We start from the raw sequence: 19,139 nt of genomic DNA, 5'->3' as shown, positions 1-19,139 counted from the left end.
TAGTCCATGGCAAATCTCATTCGCAAGCCTTTCGGTGACCATGGGAAGATCCATGAGATCACGCCGGCCGGGGCGGGATGGCGCTATGTCGGCTTCTCGCTCTACCGCCTACGGGCCGGGGAGAGCGCCACCGAGTCCACCGGAGCGATGGAAGCGATCCTGGTGATGGTGGAGGGAAAAGCGATCTTTACCGCTGCGGATAAGGACTGGGGCAAGCTTGGCGATCGCATGGACGTGTTCGAGAAGACGCCGCCTCATTGCCTCTACGTTCCGAACGGAACGCAGTGGGAGGCGAAAGCGACGACCGACTGCACGATCGCTGTGTGCCTGGCACCAGGAAGGGGCGGCCGTGCCGCCCGCCGCATCGGCCCTGATGGTATTAGCCTTACCCAGCGCGGCGAAGGTTCGAATGCACGCTATATCAACAACATCGCCATGGAGGCCGAGGACTACTGCGACAGCCTGCTGGTGACGGAAGTATTCACGCCCACAGGTCATTGGTCGTCCTATCCCAGCCACAGACACGACGAGGACGATTTTCCTCGCATCACTTATCTTGAGGAGACCTATTATCATCGCCTCAATCCACCCCAGGGCTTCGGCGTCCAGCGGGTGTACACGGAAGACGGGTCTCTTGATGAGACGATGGCAGTGAAAAACCACGATGTGGTGCTTGTTCCTCGTGGTCATCATCCCTGTGGGGCGCCCTACGGATACGAGATGTATTATCTCAACGTGATGGCAGGGCCGCGCCGTGCATGGCGCTTCCAGGCCGATGCGGATCATGAGTGGTTGATGAAGTAATTGAGCCAGGTGGTACGGGGATGACTAATCTTCTTACGGTGAAAGCAGTGCCACGCCCTTAGCATTCGATGCAGGCTATGAAAGTCCGATTCAGTTCAGCCTCGAATATGCTCCCCGGATCAACCTGTCGCACTCGAAAGATGGAGTAAGGCTAGGAGTTTAGTGCGCGCGCAGTGCAGTGGGGCGTCGCCGGTTCCTATCCCTTCAAGGCAAGGCCATGAAAGACATACCGATCTTTATGGAACATCACGCTGCAATATCCGCGACTATGCTCTCGTTCGTCCTTAGCATCGCCTCACGGATTTGCTGCCGCAACCATGCGCAGCCCAGATCGGTGTGCATGTGGAGCGGCCAAACCATTGCCACCGGTGGGAAAGAAAGCGCCAGTGGCAGCGGACTGACCTCGAGCCCCAATAGCGGCCCATAACGAAGCGCGATGCGCGAAGATACGGTGGCAATCACTGCAGATGAACGCGCGGTGGCCAATATCGACATGAAATCGGGAGCTGCCGCCACGACTTCCAGGTCTGCACCTGCATGTTCCAGCGCATCCTTAACGCAGCCATGAAGGCTGTCGGTTTGTGAGATCACCGCGTGCTGTGCGGCCATATAGTCATTGCGGCTCACTGGGTTGGAAAGGTTCAGTAGCTGCGGGTTGAAACAGCACAATACGCTGGACTGATACAGGGGCTCGCTATGGTGCCGTGAGTCGGGCAGATAACTGCACCCCACAGACAAATCGATGACACCCGCATCCAGCATCGCGTCGACCTCCTGCGCATCACCACCGCGGGCGAGAATACGGATGCCCGGCGCGATATCCCGCAACCGCGCCGTCAGATCGGGCAGCAATAGCAGTTCCACCTCGCTGGAAAGCCCCAGCCTGAATGTGCGTTGCTCGGTGGCTGGATCGAATGCATCCGCCGCCATCAACACGGCCGCCTGCGCCTGCCGCAGAGCCTGCCGTACCGGGCCGGACAAATTGAGCGCCCGTGCGGTTGGCTTCATCACCTGACCGACACGGATGAAAAGCTCATCCTGAAACAGCGTGCGCAGGGTCGCTATGTTGTGGCTCATCGCAGGCTGCTGAATTTTCAGCCGCTGGGCTGCCCGGGTGACGCTCATCTCTTCCATCATCGCATCGAAAGCGACGAGAAGATTGAGATCAAAGGAACGAAGATTGAAATGATCGATGACGTGCATGAGCGGTATCGATTTGATTGCTGACCGAAGCATCCTTAGCTGATGGGCAGGAACTTGCAAGCCGTTCCGCACCCTCACGTAAGGAGCAAATCCATGCCATCCCGTCGTTCCATTCTCAAAAGCGCTCTGACCGGCCTCGTCACAGCACCCTTCGTCGCACCATCAATCGTCTTCGCCAAGGCACCTTATGCCGCTGTTCAGGCACCGGGTTTCTACCGGCTTAAGATCGGCTCCGTAGAGGTCACTGCCCTGTCGGACGGCACCATCGCCCTGCCGCTCGCCAAGCTCTACACCAACACGAGCGAACGACACGCGCAGGGCGCTTTGAATGATGCCTTTCTGCCCGAAATGGTACCAACTTCCGTCAACGCGTTCCTGGTCAACACCGGCGAAAGACTGGTGCTGATTGACGCGGGCACCGGTACCTATCTGGGCCCCTCACTCGGCAGGCTCGCTTCGAACATTGAGGCATCCGGTTACAAGCTGGATGAGATCGACGACGTCGTTCTCACCCATATTCATACCGATCACTCCGGCGGGTTGATGAGCAAAGGCAAACGCACCTTCTCGAACGCCACCTTGCGGGTCAATGAACGAGAGGCAAAATTCTGGCTGAATGCGGCAAACGCCAAGGCGGCGACAGGCATAGTAAAGCAGCATTTCGGCGAGGCGGATCAGTGCGTGACGCCATACGTGGAAGCCGGAAAATTCGAAACCTTCGCGGATAACGCAGCGCCTGTTCCCGGTCTTGGTTCCATTCTTTATGCGGGACATACGCCGGGCCACAGTGCCATCACGCTGGAAAGTGAAGGCCAGAAGATCGTATTCTGGGGCGACATCACCCATGGCGATATCCTGCAGTTCGATGAACCCGGCGTCGCCATCGAATTCGATATCGACCAGAAAGCCGCCGTGTTTGCACGCGACACTGCGTTCAAGCAGGCGGTGGAGGGCAAATATCTGGTGGCAGGCGCGCATATCGCCTTTCCGGGCATTGGCCATGTCCGCAAAGACAGCACTAATTACGATTGGCTGCCCATCAACTACGCTTAAGGTCTGACAGCCGGCTCTAATAAGGCGAAACATGCGGATCCGTGAAGAGGCTGCACACCACCCTCTTCTTCCATAGTGACGAACGTCGTTTTCGCTGCGGGCCTTGCCGCTTTCGACCTTCTGGAGCCGCGTGTCCATTCTCACCAATCTGCGCCACCTTGGCCTGGTTCGGGCCGGCCGAATTAGCGAATAGCTGGGCATTATCCGTGTCCAACCAGAGGCACAAAACCCAGTGTGCCCTGGTGACTGACGGCTAGGATGACGCCGGTTTGAATGCACGAACGTGGTCAATGAGCGCTCGCAGCTTGGGCGCCATATTGCGGCGGTTGGGGAAGTAAAGGAAAAACCCTGGAAACGGGGGCAAATAGTCCTCTAGCGCTGTGATCAGCTCGCCTCGTTCGATGTAGGAACGAAACGTCTCTTCCAGCGCAAATGTAATACCGCCGCCAGCGAGCGCAGTCCGGATCATCAGATACAGATCGTTGGTGGTGATTTGCGGCTCAACGGCGACGTCGAGAGGTATGCCATCCTCCTCGAACTCCCACCGGTACGGCGCAGCACTGGGAGACGGTCGCCAACCGATACAGCGATGACGTACGAGGTCCCGAGGATGGCGGGGCATTCCGTGGACCTCGAAGTATTGCGGCGTCGCGACGACCACTTCTCGCTCTTCTTTCGTCAGTGGCACCGCGACCATGTCCTGCTCGATCACATCACCCAGCCGGACCCCCGCATCGAAGCCGGCAGCTACAATGTCAAAGACGTCGTCGGTCACCGTGACGTCGATCGTGATGCGGGGATGGGCTTCAGCGAAGGACGCGATCAGCGGGCCGGACAAAAACTGTTCGGCAATCGATGTCACCGCGATCCGCAGCAAGCCGCTCGGTCTTGCGTCACCCGCTACATTCTCGAACGCAGATCTGACCTCTGCCATTGGTTGGGACAGTGTTTCGCGGAAGCGGTTGCCCGCCTCGGTCAGCCGCACACTACGGGTCGTGCGGCTGACGAGCGCGATGCCGCAGATATCCTCGAGCCGGCGGATGCCCTGGCTTACGGCCGAGCGTGTAACCCCCAGCCGGTCGGCCGCGGCCCTGAAGTTCCCCTCTTCGGCGACCGCCAGAAACACTGGCACCAAGTTTAGGTCAATTGTCATTGTCGCATCCTGCTAACCAATCACGTTAGCGGAAAGGGAATACAAGCGACAATCAAATTTGTCTACCTATTGCTCGTGGCCGACAAACGCATCTCGCACAGCACGGCAGGCAACAAACAACGATCATCGAAGGAGATATTCCAATGACGAACATCAAGATCACGCTCGCAGCAGCATTGGTTCTGGGGATCTGCGCCGGACCTGTCGCTGCACAGGATAGCACGTGCCCCCGGGAAGGCGCCGAGGCTCCTCTCGCGCTCCATGCCGACTGGATCATGAAGGGCTGGGAGCGTCATGAAGGCGATGGTAAATTCGTGTTCGCAGAAAAGCTGAACAAATATTACGACCTGGAAAACACCAAGGGGGTTTTCTACGACAATTTTGCGCCTGGTAGCACACAGCTCTTTGACAATTCGGCTCGCTACGGCGCCAACTGGGAGGCATTGCAGAACGCCGCCCGATCCGTTCGCCACGGATTGACCGGAGGCCATGACGCAATCGTCGGCGACACAGTTGCTTCGACGACTCTTGGCTTCGTTGGCCGCATTGATCGTCTTGACGGCAAGGTGATCGCTTTTGATGGCCGCTCGCAGCTGGGCTGGGAATGCACTGGTGGCAAATGGAAGATCCGGCACGAACTGAACTACGCCTGGGTCGTCGAACCCGAGACCATTCAGTCTTTCCTGGGCAAGACGGAGGCGGCACAATGACGACCGCAACGCCTTCACACCCTTATGTCGGCATGTGGGTGACCGCAGACGGCCGCATCCGGCACCAGTTGCTTCCGAATGGCCGCTACGACGAGGCCCGTGGCCGACGCGAAAGTGCCTATCAAGGACGATACGAGGTGTCGGGAGATCACATCGAGTACTGGGACGACACCGGCTTTACTGCCGACGGCGATTTCGTCGATGGCGTCCTGTACCACGCGGGAATGGTTCTCTATCGCAATCAGTAGTCTGGACACGCCGGCATAGCCAATGCCGGCGTGGTCCAATTCTTTCACTCGATGGGAACATCTGCGTCCGTGAAAAACAGATCAAAAGAAAGCGATGATAATGAGTAAAATCGAAGAGCAGCTCGAGAATTTGGCCTCGCCAGAAGACAGACAAAAACACCTTCGTGGTCTTGCCGTTCTCAAACAGATCGGAGGTGAGAATTTTGGAGGGCCGGTAAGCCAGCTTGCGCGCTTCTCGGAAGATCTGGCGCGGTTCACTATTCAATATCCCTATGGCGATGTGTTGTCGCGGGATGGTCTTGATCTGCGAACACGCCAGATTCTGACCACGGCCACGTTGCTGGCCCACGGATCGGCGCAATCTCAGCTGTCTTTTCACCTCAACGGATTATTGAATGCCGGGGGAACCCCCGATGATGTTGTCGACCTGTTGTTTATTTCCGCGGGTCTTATCGGGTTTCCGATGGCGATCAACGCCGTTCCCATCGTCCGCGATATTCTCGCCGACCGGGGCGAAACCAATAATGCCACGGAGGCTCAAGCATCACCTGCCATACCCGATATCTCCTCCGACCGTCTCGCTGTCCTTGATCGAGTTGCTCCCGAGTTCCTGAAGTGGCGCGAACAGGTCCTTGACGAAGAGATCTTCTGCGCCGTGCACCTGGAGCCGAGGCTGGCCCATCTCGCGTCCGCTGCAATGCTCGGGGCGAGGGGGAAGGTGGGGGCGAGCTTCGACGCCCACATCGCTTCGGCTTTGGCTACGGGCGCAACCCAGAGCGACATTGTCGAAATGGTTATCCAACTGAGCGTCTATTCCGGGTTCCCTGCAGCGCTCAACGCTGCTGGCAGAGCGAACAATGTCCTGGTGGCTTCCGAACGACCACAAGCGAATACCCAGAAAAGAGTCCAGACCACCAAAGATGATGAGAAGCGCTTCATGAGCGGGGCCGCAACACTTGCCGCAACATCAGGAGGATCCGGCGCTGATGTGGTCGACAGCTTCAAGGATATTGCTCCTGGTCTGGGTAGGCTTATTGTTGCGCATTGCTACGGTGATATCTTTTCCCGCTCAGCGCTTGACCCCAAGGGACGCGAGCTGGGTGCAATCTCTGCTCTCGCCGCCCAGGGAACTATCGCGGCGGAAAAGCCGCTGGGCGTCCATGTCGATGCAGCTCTCAATCTCGGGGCCACCCGGGAAGAGATTATCGAGACCCTCTTCAACGTCATTCCCTATGCTGGCTATCCATTGATCGAAAAAGCTCTGCTGATTGCCGATGATCGTATCTCGTTATTCAACGAAAAGCAGGCTGCTGACTCCGCTTCGTGATGACTGAGGCGCTGGGGTTCCGACCCCTTGGCAGTTTCACGAGCGCTCAAATCTCCATGCGGCAGATGCCAGCATCCACATTGGCGCGATCAGACAATCTCATTGGAGCTTCGTTCTACCGATCCTTGATCGTCACGGGCGATGCTAGCCCAAACCTACGAACGATGGAGTGGATCATGTTGGGCGGTGCAGCAGCCACTTTCATTCGAGCGATGCGAGGGGAGGGTGCCGCCGGGCGGTTGCTTCTTGAGAAAGAGGTCAATGGAGGTTTCCCGAAGGGTGCTACGGAGCCGGAAATATTTACATGTGACGTTGATGTGGATTTCGTTTGCCCCAAAGAGTGCGTTGAGACCGGATTTATTTTCTCATCGGACGAAACCAAATGCTGCATTGCATCATTGATGGTGGTTGTGGGCGGAGATGTGAACCGGGATATGTTCCATTGAACCCTTAGGCAACCTACACAAGCTATGCTCGTTTTAAGAGAGGGTCCGCATTGGAAACCATCGAACCATCCCGCCAAAACGTTTTGCCCCCAATCCCGGCCGTTACCGGAAATCCCATTTATCCAGCGGCACTCGTGCCCGAACTGGAAGAGGTCATTGCGAGGCCCGAGCGGACGTCCCCGGTCGGGCTTGAACAGTATATTGCCGGTCGCACGCTTGTTAGTGGCGATAGTCCGGCGTGGAACGACATGTTCGTGCAGGTCTATTCCCGTCTCAACAAGCAGGAGCCATTTCTTGTTCCTGCTGTTGCAGAACCATTGATCGTTTGGGTGATGTCAGGCGAAGCTGTCGTTGAGGAACGCGACCTTGACGGGGACTGGGTCGCCAACACGGTCACAGTTGGTGATTTTTTCCTGACCCGCTCCCCCACCCCATACGAGATGCGCTGGCGCGCCATCGGCGACGCACCTTTCCAGGTCATGCACCTTTATCTCTCCGTTCCGCTGTTCGAGCGCGTCGCCTATGATGTGCTGGGCTGCGCCGCTCCTCCCGCACTCCGCGATATTTCAGGGGGTAAGGACACGCAGCTGTCGCTCCTTCTTTCCGTGATCCACCAAGAACTCACGTCTGAGGGGAAGGGAAGTCAGCTGTTCATTCAGGGCCTTGCCCAGACACTAGCCGTGCATCTGATCCGGAATTATGCCGCGAGTGAAGCCCCGGATGATCGTCAGAATGCACTTCCCGGCTTCAAGCTTCGTCGAGCCGTCGCATATCTTGAAAAAAATCTAGCCGAGCCGTTCAATCTCGCACAGATTGCCGAGACAGTCGGCATGAGTGAATTCCATTTCAGTCGCCTGTTCAAAAAGGCAACGGGTCTGTCGCCTTCGCGCTACCTTATCCGTCAGCGGATAGACCGCGCGCGGCTTCTCCTGCAGGAGACAGATGCGAGCATCATTGAGATCGGCATGTCCGTCGGCTATTCGAGCCCCAGCCATTTCGCCCAGGTCTTCCGTCGCGAGACCGGTCTGCCGCCGAGCCACTATCGGCGAGGCTGAATTCTTTTGCCTTGTCGCGATTTCGAGCAAGAGCGCGCCAGGGCTCCCAAAGGTGCGAAAGATCGTTTCCGGGTGTTCCGTAAATACCCGGGAGGCAGCGATGAACAACGGTCGGGAACTGCAGCATTGGTGTGATTAGAAGCTAAAGGCTCTTGTTTCGGTGAAACTCAACCCGCACAGTAAGTCACTGACAATTTTGCGCGGAAATTCTAAGTGGTATGACTAACGAAGACATTGAGAGGATTTCCGCTTGGGTAGCACAGCAAGGGCTTCACGGAGCAAGCGAGTCCGTGTTGCTCGGCGGCTTTTGTGCAGCATGTCGTGACGCCGGTTTACCGCTTGACCGCAGTCTTGCACTTATTGACACGCTGCACCCGGTTCACGAGGGGCGCGCCTTTCGATGGGACAGTCAGCAAGTCGTGGAGACAGAGTTTGAGTACGTGGAGTGCACCCCGTTTGACCGGACATGTCGGCTAGTTTGATTTAGCCCTGATGAACTGCCGAGGGGAAGCCATCTTGAGCGCGGAATGGGGATGGATTTCGTTGTACAACACGACGACAGAACACCCACGGGACCGAGGTTCGCGAGCTTCTGTATCCGTGGCATCCCTGGTCCGGGCGGCTCGTACACGTGCATGAGGCGGTGTCCAAAGGGACGCATATTTTCCGCTGCAGCCTTCTGGTTCTTCTTCTGGTCGACTTCTTGAGGTCCCGTCGTGGATGTTCGACAGATCAGTGAGTGGTTGTTGGCGCAGCCTGGCGGTCCCGCACGTCAATCTCGCAAGCCTGCATACTTTGGCAAGATTGCTGAAGGACGCTGATGGCTCATCGCAATCTTCGGTAATGGGCGCAGCATTGGTCTCTCACGAAACGAGTCGGAGAGATGTTCATGCCTCGCCAGCCCATGACATGCCAGTTCGATCTGTTCTCGGCCCCGCAGCGGGGGAAGACGGCAGGGACGCCGCAATGGCCGGAGTTGCCGGAGGAGACCCGCCAGGCGTTGACGGTTCTCATCGTGCGGCTGTTCGTCGATCACGCAAACTGCGGGCGCGCCTCCCAGCAGAAGGAGGTCGGTCATGATGCATGAGAAGATCACGCCGCAGCATCTGGAGCGGAAAGCCATCCTCTATGTTCGGCAGTCTTCGGCTCACCAGGTTCTGCACAATCGCGAAAGCAGCGCCCTCCAGTACGCCATGCGCGACCGGCTGGCAGCGCTTGGATGGTCACATATAGAGACGGTGGATGACGACCTTGGTCGTTCGGCTTCCGGCGGCGTGACTCGGGCTGGATTTGACCGGATGGTGGCGGAAGTATGCCTGGGCAAGGTCGGCGCCGTGGCCGCGCGCGAGGTCTCGCGTTTCGCCCGCAATAGCCGGGACTGGCAGCAACTCATTGAGATGTGTCGCGTTGTCGATACCGTCCTGGTCGACCAGGAAGCTGTCTATGCACCCCGCCAGGGCAATGACCGCCTGCTCCTGGGTTTGAAGGGCAGCCTCAATGAGTATGAACTCGATCTCTTGCGCCAACGTTCCCTTTCCGCCCGTTACGAGAAGGCTCGCCGCGGCGAGCTCGTCGTCGCTGTTCCGGTCGGCTTCGTGAAGGCCGGTGACAGGATCGAGAAGGATCCCGACCGACGCATCCAGGAGGCCGTTGTGCTCGTCTTCAACAAGGTAGCCGAACTCGGCAGTGCCCGACAGGCCTTGCTATGGTTCCTTGAGCAGGGTCTGGACCTTCCGGTCAGATACAACAATGGTACCGTCATCTGGCGCAGGCCAAATTATGCCACCATCCACCGGATGATTGCGAACCCGATCTACGGCGGAGCGTACGCTTATGGTAAGAGTCGCTCCGTGCCCCGATACGATGGCCAGTCTGGAATTCGACGCAAAACGCGTGATGAATGGCTGGCGCTGATCCCGGATGCACATGAAGGTTACGTCAGCTGGGAACGGGCGGAGGGGATCCGCAAGATGGTCCGCGACAATATGTCGGCCAGCCGTCATCATGGAGCGCCGAAGCATGGCGACGCTCTGCTTGCCGGCCTTTTCCGTTGCAAGAGGTGCGGTCGGAAGCTGACAGTCCGCTACACCGGAAGCAATCATAACATTCCGCGCTATTCCTGCTGGCGCGGTCTACAGGAGAATGACGAGCCGCGCTGCATTGCTTTCGGCGGGCTCCGGGTCGATGACGCGATCGAAGAGGCACTTCTCGGCGTGGTCGAGCCAGGAGCCATTGCCGCCGCCGTCGAGGCGGAACGCAATATGGCCAGCCAACGAGACCAGGTTCAGGATGCCCTGCTGCGCGACCTCGAGGCAGCGCGCTATGTCGCCGACCGGGCATTCCGGCAATATGACGCGGCTGATCCGGAGAATAGGCTGGTGACGTCGGAGCTGGAAGCACGCTGGAACAAGGCGCTGACTGGCGTCGGTGAGATCGAGGCCAAGATTGCCAAACATCGGACAGTTACGCCGCAGCCGTTCCCCATGTCCGCATCACAGGTAACCGCACTTGCGGGAAACCTTCGCACCGTCTGGACGGCGCCGACAACCGATGCAAGGCTGAAGAAGCGCATTATGCGCACGCTCATCAATGAAGTGATCGCCGATCTCGATGATGGAACCTCTGAGATCGTCCTCGTCATTCATTGGGTTGGCGGCGTCCACACCGAGCTGCGCCTGCCGAAGCGACGCCGTGGCCAAAGAAACGCGACCCCTGACGACATTGTCGACGCTGTGAGACAGCTTGTCTTGATCGCCAATGATGATGTGATTGCCGGTGTCCTCAATCGCAACGGACTGACGACCGGTAATGGCAATCGCTGGACACGGGAGCGGGTCACCGCGCTGAGGTCATATCGCAAGATTCCGGTCTTCCGTCCGCAGATCGACGGGGTCGAGCCATGGCTTAATCTGGGCGGCGCGGCGAAGTTACTCGGGATAACGCCAAAGACGCTGCGTCTGGCGGCCGAGGCTGGCGATATTGAGGGGGTTCATCCGCTACCCGATGGCCCATGGATCTTCAGCCGTTCAAAACTCGCGACCCCACAAGCACGTCAGATCCTCGATCGCGCCCGGAAGAACCCTCGCCACCCCGCGGGATCGCCTCCAGATCACGAAAACCTATTCCCTTCAATGACATAGAAAGATGGGTGTTATGAAACAGGATTGTAGTCCTCGATCCATCCGTCGATGAGCCGGAGCGCTGTTTCTGCGTCCGGTAGTGCTGAGATGCGGATATAGTCCCGCTTCAGGGTTTTGACGAAGGCGTCCGACATGCCGTTCGACTGCGGACTGGCCACCGGCGTGAAGCAAGGCGTCAGATTGAGCGCCTGGGCAAATAGCCTCGTGTCCCTCGCGGTGTAAGCAGAACCATTGTCCGAGAGATGCTCGATTGCGTGCGGGGCTCGCGTTGCTGCGAACCGCTTCTCGACCGCCTCCAGCATCATGTCGCGCACGTCAGAGCCGGAGATGCCCGCGTTGGCGACCGCCGTCCAGGCGATGATCTCCCGGTCGAAGGCGTCGATGATGAAGGCGAGACGGATGACCTCGCCATTCCAGCAGGTGAACTCCAGACCGTCCGAGCACCAGCGCAGGTTCGAGCGCATCACCATGACCTTGCCGTCGTGGAGGCGGCCCCTGCGAGCGGCCGTGTGCTTCTCCAGCAACATGGCGTGGCTGCCCATGATGCGATGAACCCGCTTGGCGTTGACGACAGGCTTATCGGCGGCTCGCCTCTCGCGATTGAGGAGCGCGGCGATCCGCCGATAGCCATAGGTTGGCCTTTGATCCGCCAGCCTGCGGATGATGGGCAAAAGCTCTGCATCCTCGGCCTTGTGATAGGAGCCGCGCGGCTTTGAGAAGCAAGGGACCATTGGAGAGATGGACTGCTTCTTCTCTCACTTCGCGACTCGCGACCCCGGTGGTTTTTCTGATGTCGATCTTCAAAACCTTCGCAAACTTTTGCCGGTTCTTGCATTGGCGATTAAAAGCACTGCGCTTGCGCGGATCGCAAGGACGATTGCCGAAGTCTATCTTGGGCACGACGCAGCACGAAAAGTTTTCGAAGGTAAAATCAACCGGGGCGCGTCGGAACGGATATCCGCGGCCCTGTGGTTCTCGGACCTTGCAAACTATACAAGAATTTCTGCCTCAGTGTCGCCTGAGGAGATCATTCCTCTCCTGAATGATTACAGTGATGCGGTCATCTCAGCAGTCCATGAGGCTGGCGGGACGGTCCTGAAATTAATCGGAGATGGTATCCTGGCAATTTTCAGGGCGGATCGACAGATCGATGCTTGTGACGCCGCGCTGCAGGCCGAAAACCTCCTCCGCCTGAGGCTGAAATCCCTTAATACCCGGAGGACATCGGAAGGCCGTCCCACAACGGAAGTCTGTCTCGGGCTACATATCGGTGATGTCTTCTACGGGAATATCGGAAGCGAGGACCGGCTCGATTTCACTGTGATAGGTCCCGCCGTAAACGAGGTAAGCCGCATCGTTTCATTGTGTCGGTCGCTGGATGTAAACCTGCTAACCTCTTCAAACTTCGCAGACTGTATGGAGGGGCGTAATCGCCAGCGTCTTGCATGCGTGGGCCGGTTCGCACTCAAGGGCGTAGAAGGCGCGCAAATGCTTTACACGCTTGTTACTCCCCATCATGCCGTCGGCTGAAAGTGAGTTTTCGCTCCATCAAGCGCCGTTGGCACGCTTGCATCAGCAGCATCAGCTCCAGACGAGTGGCCTCACCTGTAGTGTGTCTCGTCTCCCTGAACATGCCCTGATTTCGGGAAGCGGATAATAGCCCCCCTACCGGATACTTTGATCGGCTCAGCAAACGCAATAGCGCGCGTGGCTGTGGCCGCATGCTCGTTTACGTCGAAATCGACGAAGACTTTCAGTTGGTCCAGCTAGTCCGTCGTTAAACTGGCCTGCCGCCCAAGTCACCATCGCCTAGGCTAGTTTTTAACATCTTACGTTTCGAGCAAGATCGCGACAGGTCGAGCAAGAGCCCGTGAGAAGGGCGCTGATGAACGGCTTAAATTCCTCCTTGTCAAAACGAAACGCCCACCGCGGTGGTGGGCTTCAGACAAGGAATGAAGACAATGACCAACCTCAATGGAAAGATCGCACTGGTGACCGGAGCATCGAGTGGCATTGGAGCCGCGACTGCTGCGAAGCTTGCTGAAGCCGGTGCAAAGGTCGGTATCGCTGCACGGCGCACCGACAAGCTCGAAGATCTCAAGAACCAGATTGAAGCCAAGGGCGGCGAAGCTCTTGTGATCGAAATGGACGTGGTTGACACGAACTCGGTCGATGCGGGCGTGAAGAAGCTGATCGATGCCTATGGTTCGATCGACATCCTCGTCAACAATGCTGGCCTGATGCCGCTCTCCGATATCGACCAGTTCAAGGTCGACGAGTGGCAGCGAATGGTGGACGTTAATGTGAAGGGCCTGCTCAACACGACGGCAGCCGTTTTGCCCCAGATGATCAAGCAGCATTCAGGCCATGTCTTCAACATGTCCTCTATCGCTGGCCGCAAGGTGTTCAAGGGTCTGTCGGTCTACTGCGCCACGAAACATGCGGTCACGGCTTTCTCTGATGGCCTTCGTATGGAAGTTGGCCAGAAGCATGGCATTCGCGTCACCTGCATCCAGCCGGGCGCCGTTGCCACCGAACTCTACGATCACATAACCGATCCGGGTTATCGCAAGCAGATGGACGAACTGGCCAGCCAGATGACCTTCCTTCAGGGCGAGGATATCGGCGACACCATCGTCTTCGCCGCCCAGGCCCCGGCTCATGTGGACGTCGCCGAGCTGTTCGTCCTGCCAGTAGAACAGGGTTGGTAACAGGCCGACCCTGAAGGGTCCCTGCCTTGATGCAGGGACCTCTCAAGGGAGATTGTCATGAAGGAATTACCCGCATCTCAAGCTTATCGCGTTCTGGAACCTGGCCCGATCGTCATGGTTTCCACGAGCGATAACGGCAAGCCCAATGTGATGACAATGGGCTTCCATATGATGATCCAACATGACCCGCCGCTGATCGGTTGTGTCATCGGTCCCTGGGATCACAGCTATCAGGCTCTCCGAAAAACCGGAGAATGTGTCATCGCAGTCCCCGGTCTGGATCTCGTCGAAACGGTTGTCGACGTCGGGAATTGTTCGGGCGATAGGGTGAACAAATTCCAGAGGTACTGCCTCAAGACGCGACCTGCCAAGGACGTGGCAGCACCGCTCTTGTCCGACTGCCTGGTCAACATCGAATGTCGGGTCGTCGATACCAGGCTTTCGGATCCCTACAACCTCTTCATCCTTGAAGCGACGAGGATCTGGATCAACGAGACCCGAAAAGAGCGTCGAACGATGCATCACCGGGGTGACGGTACGTTCACCGTCGACGGCGGCACGCTCGACCTCAAAGACCGCATGGTCAAATGGCGCCATCTCCCCTGACAGCGCCATGAGCCCCAGAAGCTACAAACTCAACAGGAAAGGAAAAGACCTATGTCTGCTTATCTTATCGTCGATCTCGACATCCACGACATGAAGTCTATCGAAGATTACAGGTCAAAGGCATTGCCGCTCGTCGCCAAAGCCGGCGGCAAGCTTATCGCCATCGATGAAAGCCCTCTAGAGCTGGAAGGCTGGACCGCCACCAACATGCTCATCATCGAGTTTCCTGACAGGCAAGCGATCCGTGAGCTCTTCGCATCGCCGGAATATGCACCTCTGGCCGCACAGCGGCAGGCTGCCGCCGCATCTCGCATCATAGCAATCAACGGCGTCTGAAAACAGCAAGATCACGACAGCTCCCGCAAAGGCGCGGCAGATCTTTTCCAGACATCCCGTAACTGTGCGGGTGTTGCCCTAATCGAGAAGGAGACCCGAAATGGCTGACCTCACCAATGTGGCCTACTTCACTGCTAAGCCGGGCCGTTCAGGAGATCTGGGTGACGAACTGCTTCAGCTCGTTGCTCCGTCCCGCAACGAGGAAGGCTGCCTACGCTACGAGATCCACCAGTCCAACGACGTTCCCGATGTCTGGATGGTGCTCGAAGACTGGCGGCACGCCTCCGACTTCAAACTGCATATGAGCACACCTTATGTCGAGGCCTTCATGGCGAAGGTCCCGGACCTGTGCGTCGAAGACGTTGAAATCTGCGGCTACCAGCAACGGTCGCCGCAGGTCTGAAACAGAAAGGAGTATATGAAATGAGCACGCAAAACCCTAAAGTCTGGCTCGTCACCGGATGCTCTACAGGCTTCGGTCGCTACATCGCGGAACACCTGCTGGAAGCCGGTGAAAAGGTCGTGGTGACGGCTCGCAAGACTGACAAAATCGCGGATCTTGAGCAGAAGGGCGATGTCCTGATCCTCCCGCTCGACGTCATCGACCGGGATCAGTGCCAGAAGGTCGTTGATGCAGCAGAAGCGCATTTCGGCCGGATCGACGTCCTGATCAACAATGCCGGGATCGGTTTCTTCGGCGCCATTGAGGAAACCGAAGAAACCGACGCCCGTCGCCTGTTTGATGTCAATTTCTTTGGTGTCGCCAACACGATCCATTCGGTGCTTCCACATATGCGAGCCCGCCGCAGTGGTACGATCGTCAATCTGACATCAATCGGCGGCCTGGTTGGCTACACCGGCGTGGGCTATTACTGCGCGACCAAATTTGCCGTGGAAGGCCTGTCGGATACGCTCCGGAAAGAAGTCGCCCCACTCGGGATCAACGTCATGACCGTCGAGCCAAGCGCGTTCCGGACGGAATGGGCAGGCTCGTCGAACGAGGTCTCCGCGTCCATTGAGGATTACGAGGCGACAGCGGGCGAGGCACGTCGTGCCTACCACGCATCGGTCGGAAAGCAGGCCGGTGACCCCGCGCGCGCAGCAAAGGCGATCCGGGAAGCCGTGCTGGCGCAACAGCCTCCGCATCACCTTCCGCTCGGCAATGATGCGGCGGACGCAGCCCTGAAGAAGGCGGACGATCTCAAGGCGAACGTCCTCGCCTGGGAAGCTTTGTCTCGTTCCGCCGACTTCCCGACAAACTGAACCAATCCAGTCAGACCCAAACACGAAACCAACACTGCCGCGGCCTTCGCCACGGAGAATGAAGGAGTGTGTCATGTCAAAGCGATTTGAAGGAAGAGTAGCAATTGTGACCGGCGGTGGTTCCGGTATCGGCGCCGCTATTGCCAACCGGCTTCTTGAGGAAGGAGCGTCCGTGATGATCTCCGGCAGGACGGAGAAGCGGTTGTCGGAAGCTGCCTCCAAGATGCCGGCCGAGCGCAGTGGCACCTTTGTCGCGAATGTTTCTTCACGGCCGGACTGCGACGCCCTTGTTGCCGCGACCGTGGAGCGCTTCGGCCGGATCGACACTGTCGTCAATGCCGCCGGCGTGAATCTCGTCGGCACCATCGAAGAGACGAGCGATCAGGATTGGGGCGAATGCATTGCGTCGGACCTTTCCGGCGTCTTTTACATGAGCCGTGCAGCGGTCCCGCATCTGAAGGAGACCAAGGGTTCGATCGTCAACATCGGCTCCGTCTCATCCCTTGGTGGCGGCTGGAGCCATGCTGCCTACAATGCTGCAAAGGGTGGGGTTGCGAATCTAACCCGCTCAGCGGCCTGTGACCTCGGCAAGTTCGGCGTCAGAGCAAACACAGTGGCACCCGGGCTTACTGTCACGGGAATGGTGGATGCTATCATGGATGACGACGCGCTTCTCGAAAAGGCGTGGGACCGGATCCCGTTGCGACGGGCAGGCCAACCTGAAGAGATTGCCTCGGCGGTCGCTTTTCTTGCCAGTGATGAAGCTGCCTGGATCACCGGAATTGTCTTGCCTGTCGATGGGGGCCAGACCTGCACCGATGGCGGTCCGGAATGGGGTAAGTAAAAACGCGAGAAGCCCGGACAATGGTCCGGGCTTCTCCTGTGATCGGGTGGTTCAATTAACGGCGGGCGTCGAGGCTGTAACGGCCCGCGCCGAACGCGACGACCTGCAGCAGACCGCCGGCCATTGCGATGTTCTTGAAGAAGTGGATGAACTGGTTCAGGTCGCTGAGGTTGTTGTGGAACGTCAGTGCCGTGGCAACGCTGAACAGGGCAAGGATCAGGGCGACGATGCGGGTCTGGAAGCCGAGGATCAGCGCAATGCTGCCCAGGAGTTCAGTCACGACGGCTGCGCCGTAGGACAGCGGCGGGAAGGGCAGGCCAACCATATTGATATAGCCGATCGTCCCAGCTGGATCAGAGATCTTGCTGATACCGGACAGAAGGAAGATTGCCGACAGCAGGACACGGCCGGTGAGAGGCGTGACGCCGTTGATGAGGGCCGACTGCGAAAGAGTTTGAACGCGCTGAGCGATTGCATCGGAATAAGACATGGACGTTCTCCTTAGGTTGGGGCGTAGCCACCGTGGCTGCGTCGTGAGGAGAAATTGCCATCATGCGAGCGAACGAAAAAGTAGGATAATATCGCCGATTATCGTCGATAAAATCGAATGATGGAGGCAAAGAAAAACCCGCGCTTGTGAGGGCGCGGGTCCGACTGGAGGGTCGAGAAATCAGATAACGGAGAGCAGCCCTCCATCCACGAGGAGCGCGGTACCAGACACATAGCTCGACAGGTCCGAGCCAAGGAAGGCGACAGCATCTCCGACTTCTGCCGGTTTGCCAAGCCGGCGAAGCGGCGTCCTCTGGCGAAAGCCCTCGGAGGCCTGTGCGATGCCGGGGCTGGTGCGAAGAAGCTCCGTGTCGATGGTGCCGGGTGCGACTGCATTGACGCGGATACCGTCGGGGCCAAGAGCGTCGGCCAATGATTTGGCCATCAGCACAACGCCGCCCTTGCTGGTCGAGTAGGCGACGGTGATGCCGGCGCCAGAGATCCCGCCCATGCTTGCCATGAGGACAATGCTGCCCTGCTTGTTGCGTGCTTTCATCTGACGCGCAGCTGCCTGCGCTCCAAATAGCGGGCCATCGAGATTGACAGACATCAGGCGGCGGTAATCGTCTTCCGGAACCTCCGCCCCGTCTGTCTTCAGCGTAATGCCTGCATTTGCGACCATGACATCGACGCCGCCGAATTCTTCTGCCGCCGCAACGAGGGCGTCGTTGTCAGCCTTGCGGCTGACGTCTGCTTTCACGAAGACGGATTTTGCCCCCAGTTTTCTGATCTCGGAGGCAGTCGGTTCACCGCCTTCGCGCGGTGCTTCCACGACGTCAGAGACGATAACTGCTTTGGCGCCATGTTCGGCAGCCCGGATGGCGATCGCACGGCCAATGCCGCTTGATGCGCCGGTTACGATGACGACCTTGCCGTCGAGAATGTTGCTGTTGCTCATTGTGGTGATCCTTAATGTTCCGGCACTTTGGGAGCCGAGGAGGGCAGGGCGTCGAGTTGTTGCAAAAGATAATAGAGGTTGGCCACGCCCCAGTGTTCGACGATCTGGCCGTTGCGAATGCGCATGGCGTCGACGGTTTCGAACTTGATCTGGCGGCCCGTTGGCGCGATCCCAAGGACGACGCCCTGATGCGTGCCGTGATAGGTCTTGAAAGTCGTCACGATGTCGCCGTCGACCGCTTGCCAGTGAATTTCGGCGTGGAAGTCCGGGAAGGCTTCGCGCAGAGCATGGTAAAGGCGGCGGGCACCTTCCTTGTCTGGCGTCCCCCCAGGCTGCGGTGTGTGGTCCAGAAAGTCCTCGGCGAAAAGCTGGTCAAAGAGCTCGAAATTACCGCCGGACTGCACCTCGAGTGTGTTACGGCGGACGACTGCTTTCAATGCTTCGTTTTGGTCAGACATGGGATGTTCCTTTCAAGATTGAGCGTCAAAGTTCGAAGCCACCAATCGTCATGCCGCCATCGACGGTCAGCGTGTGTCCGGTGACATAGGAGGCGGCGTCGGAGGCAAGCCAGATTGCCGCGGCCGCGATTTCCTCCGGCCTGCCGCCGCGTTTGGCAGGAATGGCGTTTTGAGCGAGTGCGGCAAAGGCGGGGTTTTGTTGGCTGTTTGCCACAACCATTGGCGTTTCAGTCCAGCCGGGGGGACTGTCGGATTTTTTGTGCCTGAGGCCCGTTTCCGTCAGTTGCTGACGAACCTTTCGCCGAATGCGACGGCGAATTGCGTCTTGGCCTCGA

At 58.1% G+C, this 19,139-nt stretch carries 21 protein-coding genes and 3 pseudogenes; 17 read left to right on the top strand and 7 right to left on the bottom strand.

The window, feature by feature from the left end; genetic code table 11:
* Positions 1 to 6: 6 nt before the first annotated feature.
* Entirely contained in the window at positions 7 to 804 is a 798-nt protein-coding gene (gene iolB / locus J2046_RS31800; protein ID WP_210058648.1) for a 5-deoxy-glucuronate isomerase, read from the top strand.
* A 246-nt stretch (positions 805 to 1,050) separates the two neighbouring features.
* Here iolB and J2046_RS31795 read toward each other — a convergent pair whose 3' ends face one another.
* The gene (locus J2046_RS31795; RefSeq protein ID WP_210058647.1) at positions 1,051 to 2,007 is read right to left on the bottom strand and encodes a LysR family transcriptional regulator; all 957 of its coding nucleotides are present in this window, start codon (positions 2,005 to 2,007) and stop codon (positions 1,051 to 1,053) included.
* Positions 2,008 to 2,100: 93 nt separating this feature from the next.
* Between J2046_RS31795 and J2046_RS31790 the strand changes: the two genes are divergently transcribed.
* On the top strand, positions 2,101 to 3,060 hold the full coding sequence (locus J2046_RS31790) for an MBL fold metallo-hydrolase (protein ID WP_210058645.1): 960 nt from the start codon (positions 2,101 to 2,103) through the stop codon (positions 3,058 to 3,060).
* A 253-nt stretch (positions 3,061 to 3,313) separates the two neighbouring features.
* On the opposite strand, the gene J2046_RS31785 is transcribed toward J2046_RS31790, so the two are convergent.
* Positions 3,314 to 4,213 carry a LysR family transcriptional regulator gene (locus J2046_RS31785; RefSeq protein WP_210058643.1) on the bottom strand — a complete coding sequence of 300 codons (900 nt, stop codon included), beginning with the start codon at positions 4,211 to 4,213 and terminating at the stop codon, positions 3,314 to 3,316.
* Between the two features lie 143 nt (positions 4,214 to 4,356).
* On the opposite strand from J2046_RS31785, the gene J2046_RS31780 reads away from it, so the two are divergent.
* From J2046_RS31780 to J2046_RS31750, 8 genes and pseudogenes are all read left to right on the top strand, one after another.
* The gene (locus J2046_RS31780; protein WP_210058641.1) at positions 4,357 to 4,923 is read left to right on the top strand and encodes an invasion associated locus B family protein; all 567 of its coding nucleotides are present in this window, start codon (positions 4,357 to 4,359) and stop codon (positions 4,921 to 4,923) included.
* Positions 4,920 to 5,171, top strand: a complete 252-nt coding sequence (locus tag J2046_RS31775; protein ID WP_210058639.1) for an Atu4866 domain-containing protein — start codon at positions 4,920 to 4,922, stop codon at positions 5,169 to 5,171. The genes J2046_RS31780 and J2046_RS31775 overlap by 4 nt, the downstream gene beginning before the upstream one ends.
* A 100-nt stretch (positions 5,172 to 5,271) precedes the next feature.
* Positions 5,272 to 6,498 (top strand): carboxymuconolactone decarboxylase family protein, encoded by a 1,227-nt coding sequence (locus J2046_RS31770; RefSeq protein ID WP_233470422.1) that lies wholly within the window; start codon positions 5,272 to 5,274, stop codon positions 6,496 to 6,498.
* A 176-nt stretch (positions 6,499 to 6,674) separates the two neighbouring features.
* Positions 6,675 to 6,944: a hypothetical protein gene (locus tag J2046_RS31765; RefSeq protein ID WP_233470420.1), complete on the top strand. Its 270-nt coding sequence runs from the start codon at positions 6,675 to 6,677 to the stop codon at positions 6,942 to 6,944.
* A gap of 50 nt (positions 6,945 to 6,994) precedes the next feature.
* Positions 6,995 to 7,999, top strand: a complete 1,005-nt coding sequence (locus tag J2046_RS31760) for an AraC family transcriptional regulator (RefSeq protein ID WP_210058637.1) — start codon at positions 6,995 to 6,997, stop codon at positions 7,997 to 7,999.
* 218 nt (positions 8,000 to 8,217) lie between these two features.
* A pseudogene (locus tag J2046_RS34035) lies at positions 8,218 to 8,439 on the top strand (adenylate/guanylate cyclase domain-containing protein); the annotation flags it as partial.
* 449 nt (positions 8,440 to 8,888) lie between these two features.
* Entirely contained in the window at positions 8,889 to 9,086 is a 198-nt protein-coding gene (locus J2046_RS31755) for a hypothetical protein (protein ID WP_210058636.1), read from the top strand.
* Positions 9,076 to 11,139, top strand: a complete 2,064-nt coding sequence (locus J2046_RS31750) for a recombinase family protein (protein ID WP_210058635.1) — start codon at positions 9,076 to 9,078, stop codon at positions 11,137 to 11,139. The genes J2046_RS31755 and J2046_RS31750 overlap by 11 nt, the downstream gene beginning before the upstream one ends.
* Before the next feature lie 11 nt (positions 11,140 to 11,150).
* On the opposite strand, the pseudogene J2046_RS31745 reads toward J2046_RS31750, so the two are convergent.
* Positions 11,151 to 11,855, bottom strand: a pseudogene (locus J2046_RS31745) (IS3 family transposase); the annotation flags it as partial.
* Here J2046_RS31745 and J2046_RS31740 point away from each other — a divergent pair.
* The 7 genes and pseudogenes from J2046_RS31740 to budC form a co-directional block, all read left to right on the top strand.
* A pseudogene (locus J2046_RS31740) lies at positions 11,851 to 12,669 on the top strand (adenylate/guanylate cyclase domain-containing protein); the annotation flags it as partial. The pseudogenes J2046_RS31745 and J2046_RS31740 sit on opposite strands and share 5 nt — an antisense overlap.
* 431 nt (positions 12,670 to 13,100) lie before the next feature.
* Positions 13,101 to 13,850, top strand: a complete 750-nt coding sequence (locus J2046_RS31735) for an SDR family oxidoreductase (RefSeq protein WP_210058634.1) — start codon at positions 13,101 to 13,103, stop codon at positions 13,848 to 13,850.
* Positions 13,851 to 13,907: 57 nt separating this feature from the next.
* Positions 13,908 to 14,456 carry a flavin reductase family protein gene (locus J2046_RS31730; RefSeq protein WP_210058633.1) on the top strand — a complete coding sequence of 183 codons (549 nt, stop codon included), beginning with the start codon at positions 13,908 to 13,910 and terminating at the stop codon, positions 14,454 to 14,456.
* Between the two features lie 51 nt (positions 14,457 to 14,507).
* The gene (locus tag J2046_RS31725) at positions 14,508 to 14,792 is read left to right on the top strand and encodes a DUF1330 domain-containing protein (protein WP_210058631.1); all 285 of its coding nucleotides are present in this window, start codon (positions 14,508 to 14,510) and stop codon (positions 14,790 to 14,792) included.
* Positions 14,793 to 14,892: 100 nt separating this feature from the next.
* On the top strand, positions 14,893 to 15,195 hold the full coding sequence (locus tag J2046_RS31720) for a putative quinol monooxygenase (protein ID WP_210058629.1): 303 nt from the start codon (positions 14,893 to 14,895) through the stop codon (positions 15,193 to 15,195).
* 20 nt (positions 15,196 to 15,215) lie between these two features.
* Positions 15,216 to 16,055 carry an oxidoreductase gene (locus J2046_RS31715; RefSeq protein ID WP_210058628.1) on the top strand — a complete coding sequence of 280 codons (840 nt, stop codon included), beginning with the start codon at positions 15,216 to 15,218 and terminating at the stop codon, positions 16,053 to 16,055.
* A 73-nt stretch (positions 16,056 to 16,128) separates the two neighbouring features.
* The gene (gene budC / locus J2046_RS31710; RefSeq protein ID WP_210058626.1) at positions 16,129 to 16,899 is read left to right on the top strand and encodes a meso-2,3-butanediol dehydrogenase; all 771 of its coding nucleotides are present in this window, start codon (positions 16,129 to 16,131) and stop codon (positions 16,897 to 16,899) included.
* A 55-nt stretch (positions 16,900 to 16,954) separates the two neighbouring features.
* Here budC and J2046_RS31705 read toward each other — a convergent pair whose 3' ends face one another.
* From J2046_RS31705 to J2046_RS34030, 4 genes are all read right to left on the bottom strand, one after another.
* On the bottom strand, positions 16,955 to 17,389 hold the full coding sequence (locus tag J2046_RS31705; protein WP_210058624.1) for a DoxX family protein: 435 nt from the start codon (positions 17,387 to 17,389) through the stop codon (positions 16,955 to 16,957).
* Positions 17,390 to 17,569: 180 nt separating this feature from the next.
* The gene (locus J2046_RS31700) at positions 17,570 to 18,346 is read right to left on the bottom strand and encodes an SDR family oxidoreductase (RefSeq protein ID WP_210058622.1); all 777 of its coding nucleotides are present in this window, start codon (positions 18,344 to 18,346) and stop codon (positions 17,570 to 17,572) included.
* An 11-nt stretch (positions 18,347 to 18,357) separates the two neighbouring features.
* Positions 18,358 to 18,804: an ester cyclase gene (locus J2046_RS31695; protein WP_210058620.1), complete on the bottom strand. Its 447-nt coding sequence runs from the start codon at positions 18,802 to 18,804 to the stop codon at positions 18,358 to 18,360.
* A 25-nt stretch (positions 18,805 to 18,829) separates the two neighbouring features.
* On the bottom strand, positions 18,830 to 19,139 hold a 310-nt coding region (locus tag J2046_RS34030; RefSeq protein WP_233470418.1), incomplete at its 5' end, for an SDR family oxidoreductase.

The sequence above is a fragment of the Neorhizobium petrolearium genome, assembly GCF_017873175.1.
In the GTDB taxonomy this organism is placed as follows: Bacteria; Pseudomonadota; Alphaproteobacteria; order Rhizobiales; family Rhizobiaceae; genus Neorhizobium; species Neorhizobium petrolearium.
The sequence above is the reverse complement of the archived record's forward strand: the minus strand, read 5'-3'. Positions and strand labels throughout refer to the sequence as shown.

Coding starts and splice junctions, on each gene's coding strand:
- J2046_RS31785 (WP_210058643.1), bottom strand. CDS start 4,213: ATGACAATTGACCTAAACTTGGTGCCAGTGTTTCTGGCGGTCGCCGAA.
- J2046_RS31725 (WP_210058631.1), top strand. CDS start 14,508: ATGTCTGCTTATCTTATCGTCGATCTCGACATCCACGACATGAAGTCT.
- J2046_RS31795 (WP_210058647.1), bottom strand. CDS start 2,007: ATGCACGTCATCGATCATTTCAATCTTCGTTCCTTTGATCTCAATCTT.
- iolB (WP_210058648.1), top strand. CDS start 7: ATGGCAAATCTCATTCGCAAGCCTTTCGGTGACCATGGGAAGATCCAT.
- J2046_RS31735 (WP_210058634.1), top strand. CDS start 13,101: ATGACCAACCTCAATGGAAAGATCGCACTGGTGACCGGAGCATCGAGT.
- J2046_RS31775 (WP_210058639.1), top strand. CDS start 4,920: ATGACGACCGCAACGCCTTCACACCCTTATGTCGGCATGTGGGTGACC.
- J2046_RS31695 (WP_210058620.1), bottom strand. CDS start 18,804: ATGTCTGACCAAAACGAAGCATTGAAAGCAGTCGTCCGCCGTAACACA.
- J2046_RS31750 (WP_210058635.1), top strand. CDS start 9,076: ATGATGCATGAGAAGATCACGCCGCAGCATCTGGAGCGGAAAGCCATC.
- J2046_RS31705 (WP_210058624.1), bottom strand. CDS start 17,389: ATGTCTTATTCCGATGCAATCGCTCAGCGCGTTCAAACTCTTTCGCAG.
- J2046_RS31700 (WP_210058622.1), bottom strand. CDS start 18,346: ATGAGCAACAGCAACATTCTCGACGGCAAGGTCGTCATCGTAACCGGC.
- J2046_RS31755 (WP_210058636.1), top strand. CDS start 8,889: ATGCCTCGCCAGCCCATGACATGCCAGTTCGATCTGTTCTCGGCCCCG.
- J2046_RS31780 (WP_210058641.1), top strand. CDS start 4,357: ATGACGAACATCAAGATCACGCTCGCAGCAGCATTGGTTCTGGGGATC.
- J2046_RS31715 (WP_210058628.1), top strand. CDS start 15,216: ATGAGCACGCAAAACCCTAAAGTCTGGCTCGTCACCGGATGCTCTACA.
- J2046_RS31730 (WP_210058633.1), top strand. CDS start 13,908: ATGAAGGAATTACCCGCATCTCAAGCTTATCGCGTTCTGGAACCTGGC.
- J2046_RS31790 (WP_210058645.1), top strand. CDS start 2,101: ATGCCATCCCGTCGTTCCATTCTCAAAAGCGCTCTGACCGGCCTCGTC.
- J2046_RS31720 (WP_210058629.1), top strand. CDS start 14,893: ATGGCTGACCTCACCAATGTGGCCTACTTCACTGCTAAGCCGGGCCGT.
- J2046_RS31770 (WP_233470422.1), top strand. CDS start 5,272: ATGAGTAAAATCGAAGAGCAGCTCGAGAATTTGGCCTCGCCAGAAGAC.
- budC (WP_210058626.1), top strand. CDS start 16,129: ATGTCAAAGCGATTTGAAGGAAGAGTAGCAATTGTGACCGGCGGTGGT.
- J2046_RS31765 (WP_233470420.1), top strand. CDS start 6,675: ATGTTGGGCGGTGCAGCAGCCACTTTCATTCGAGCGATGCGAGGGGAG.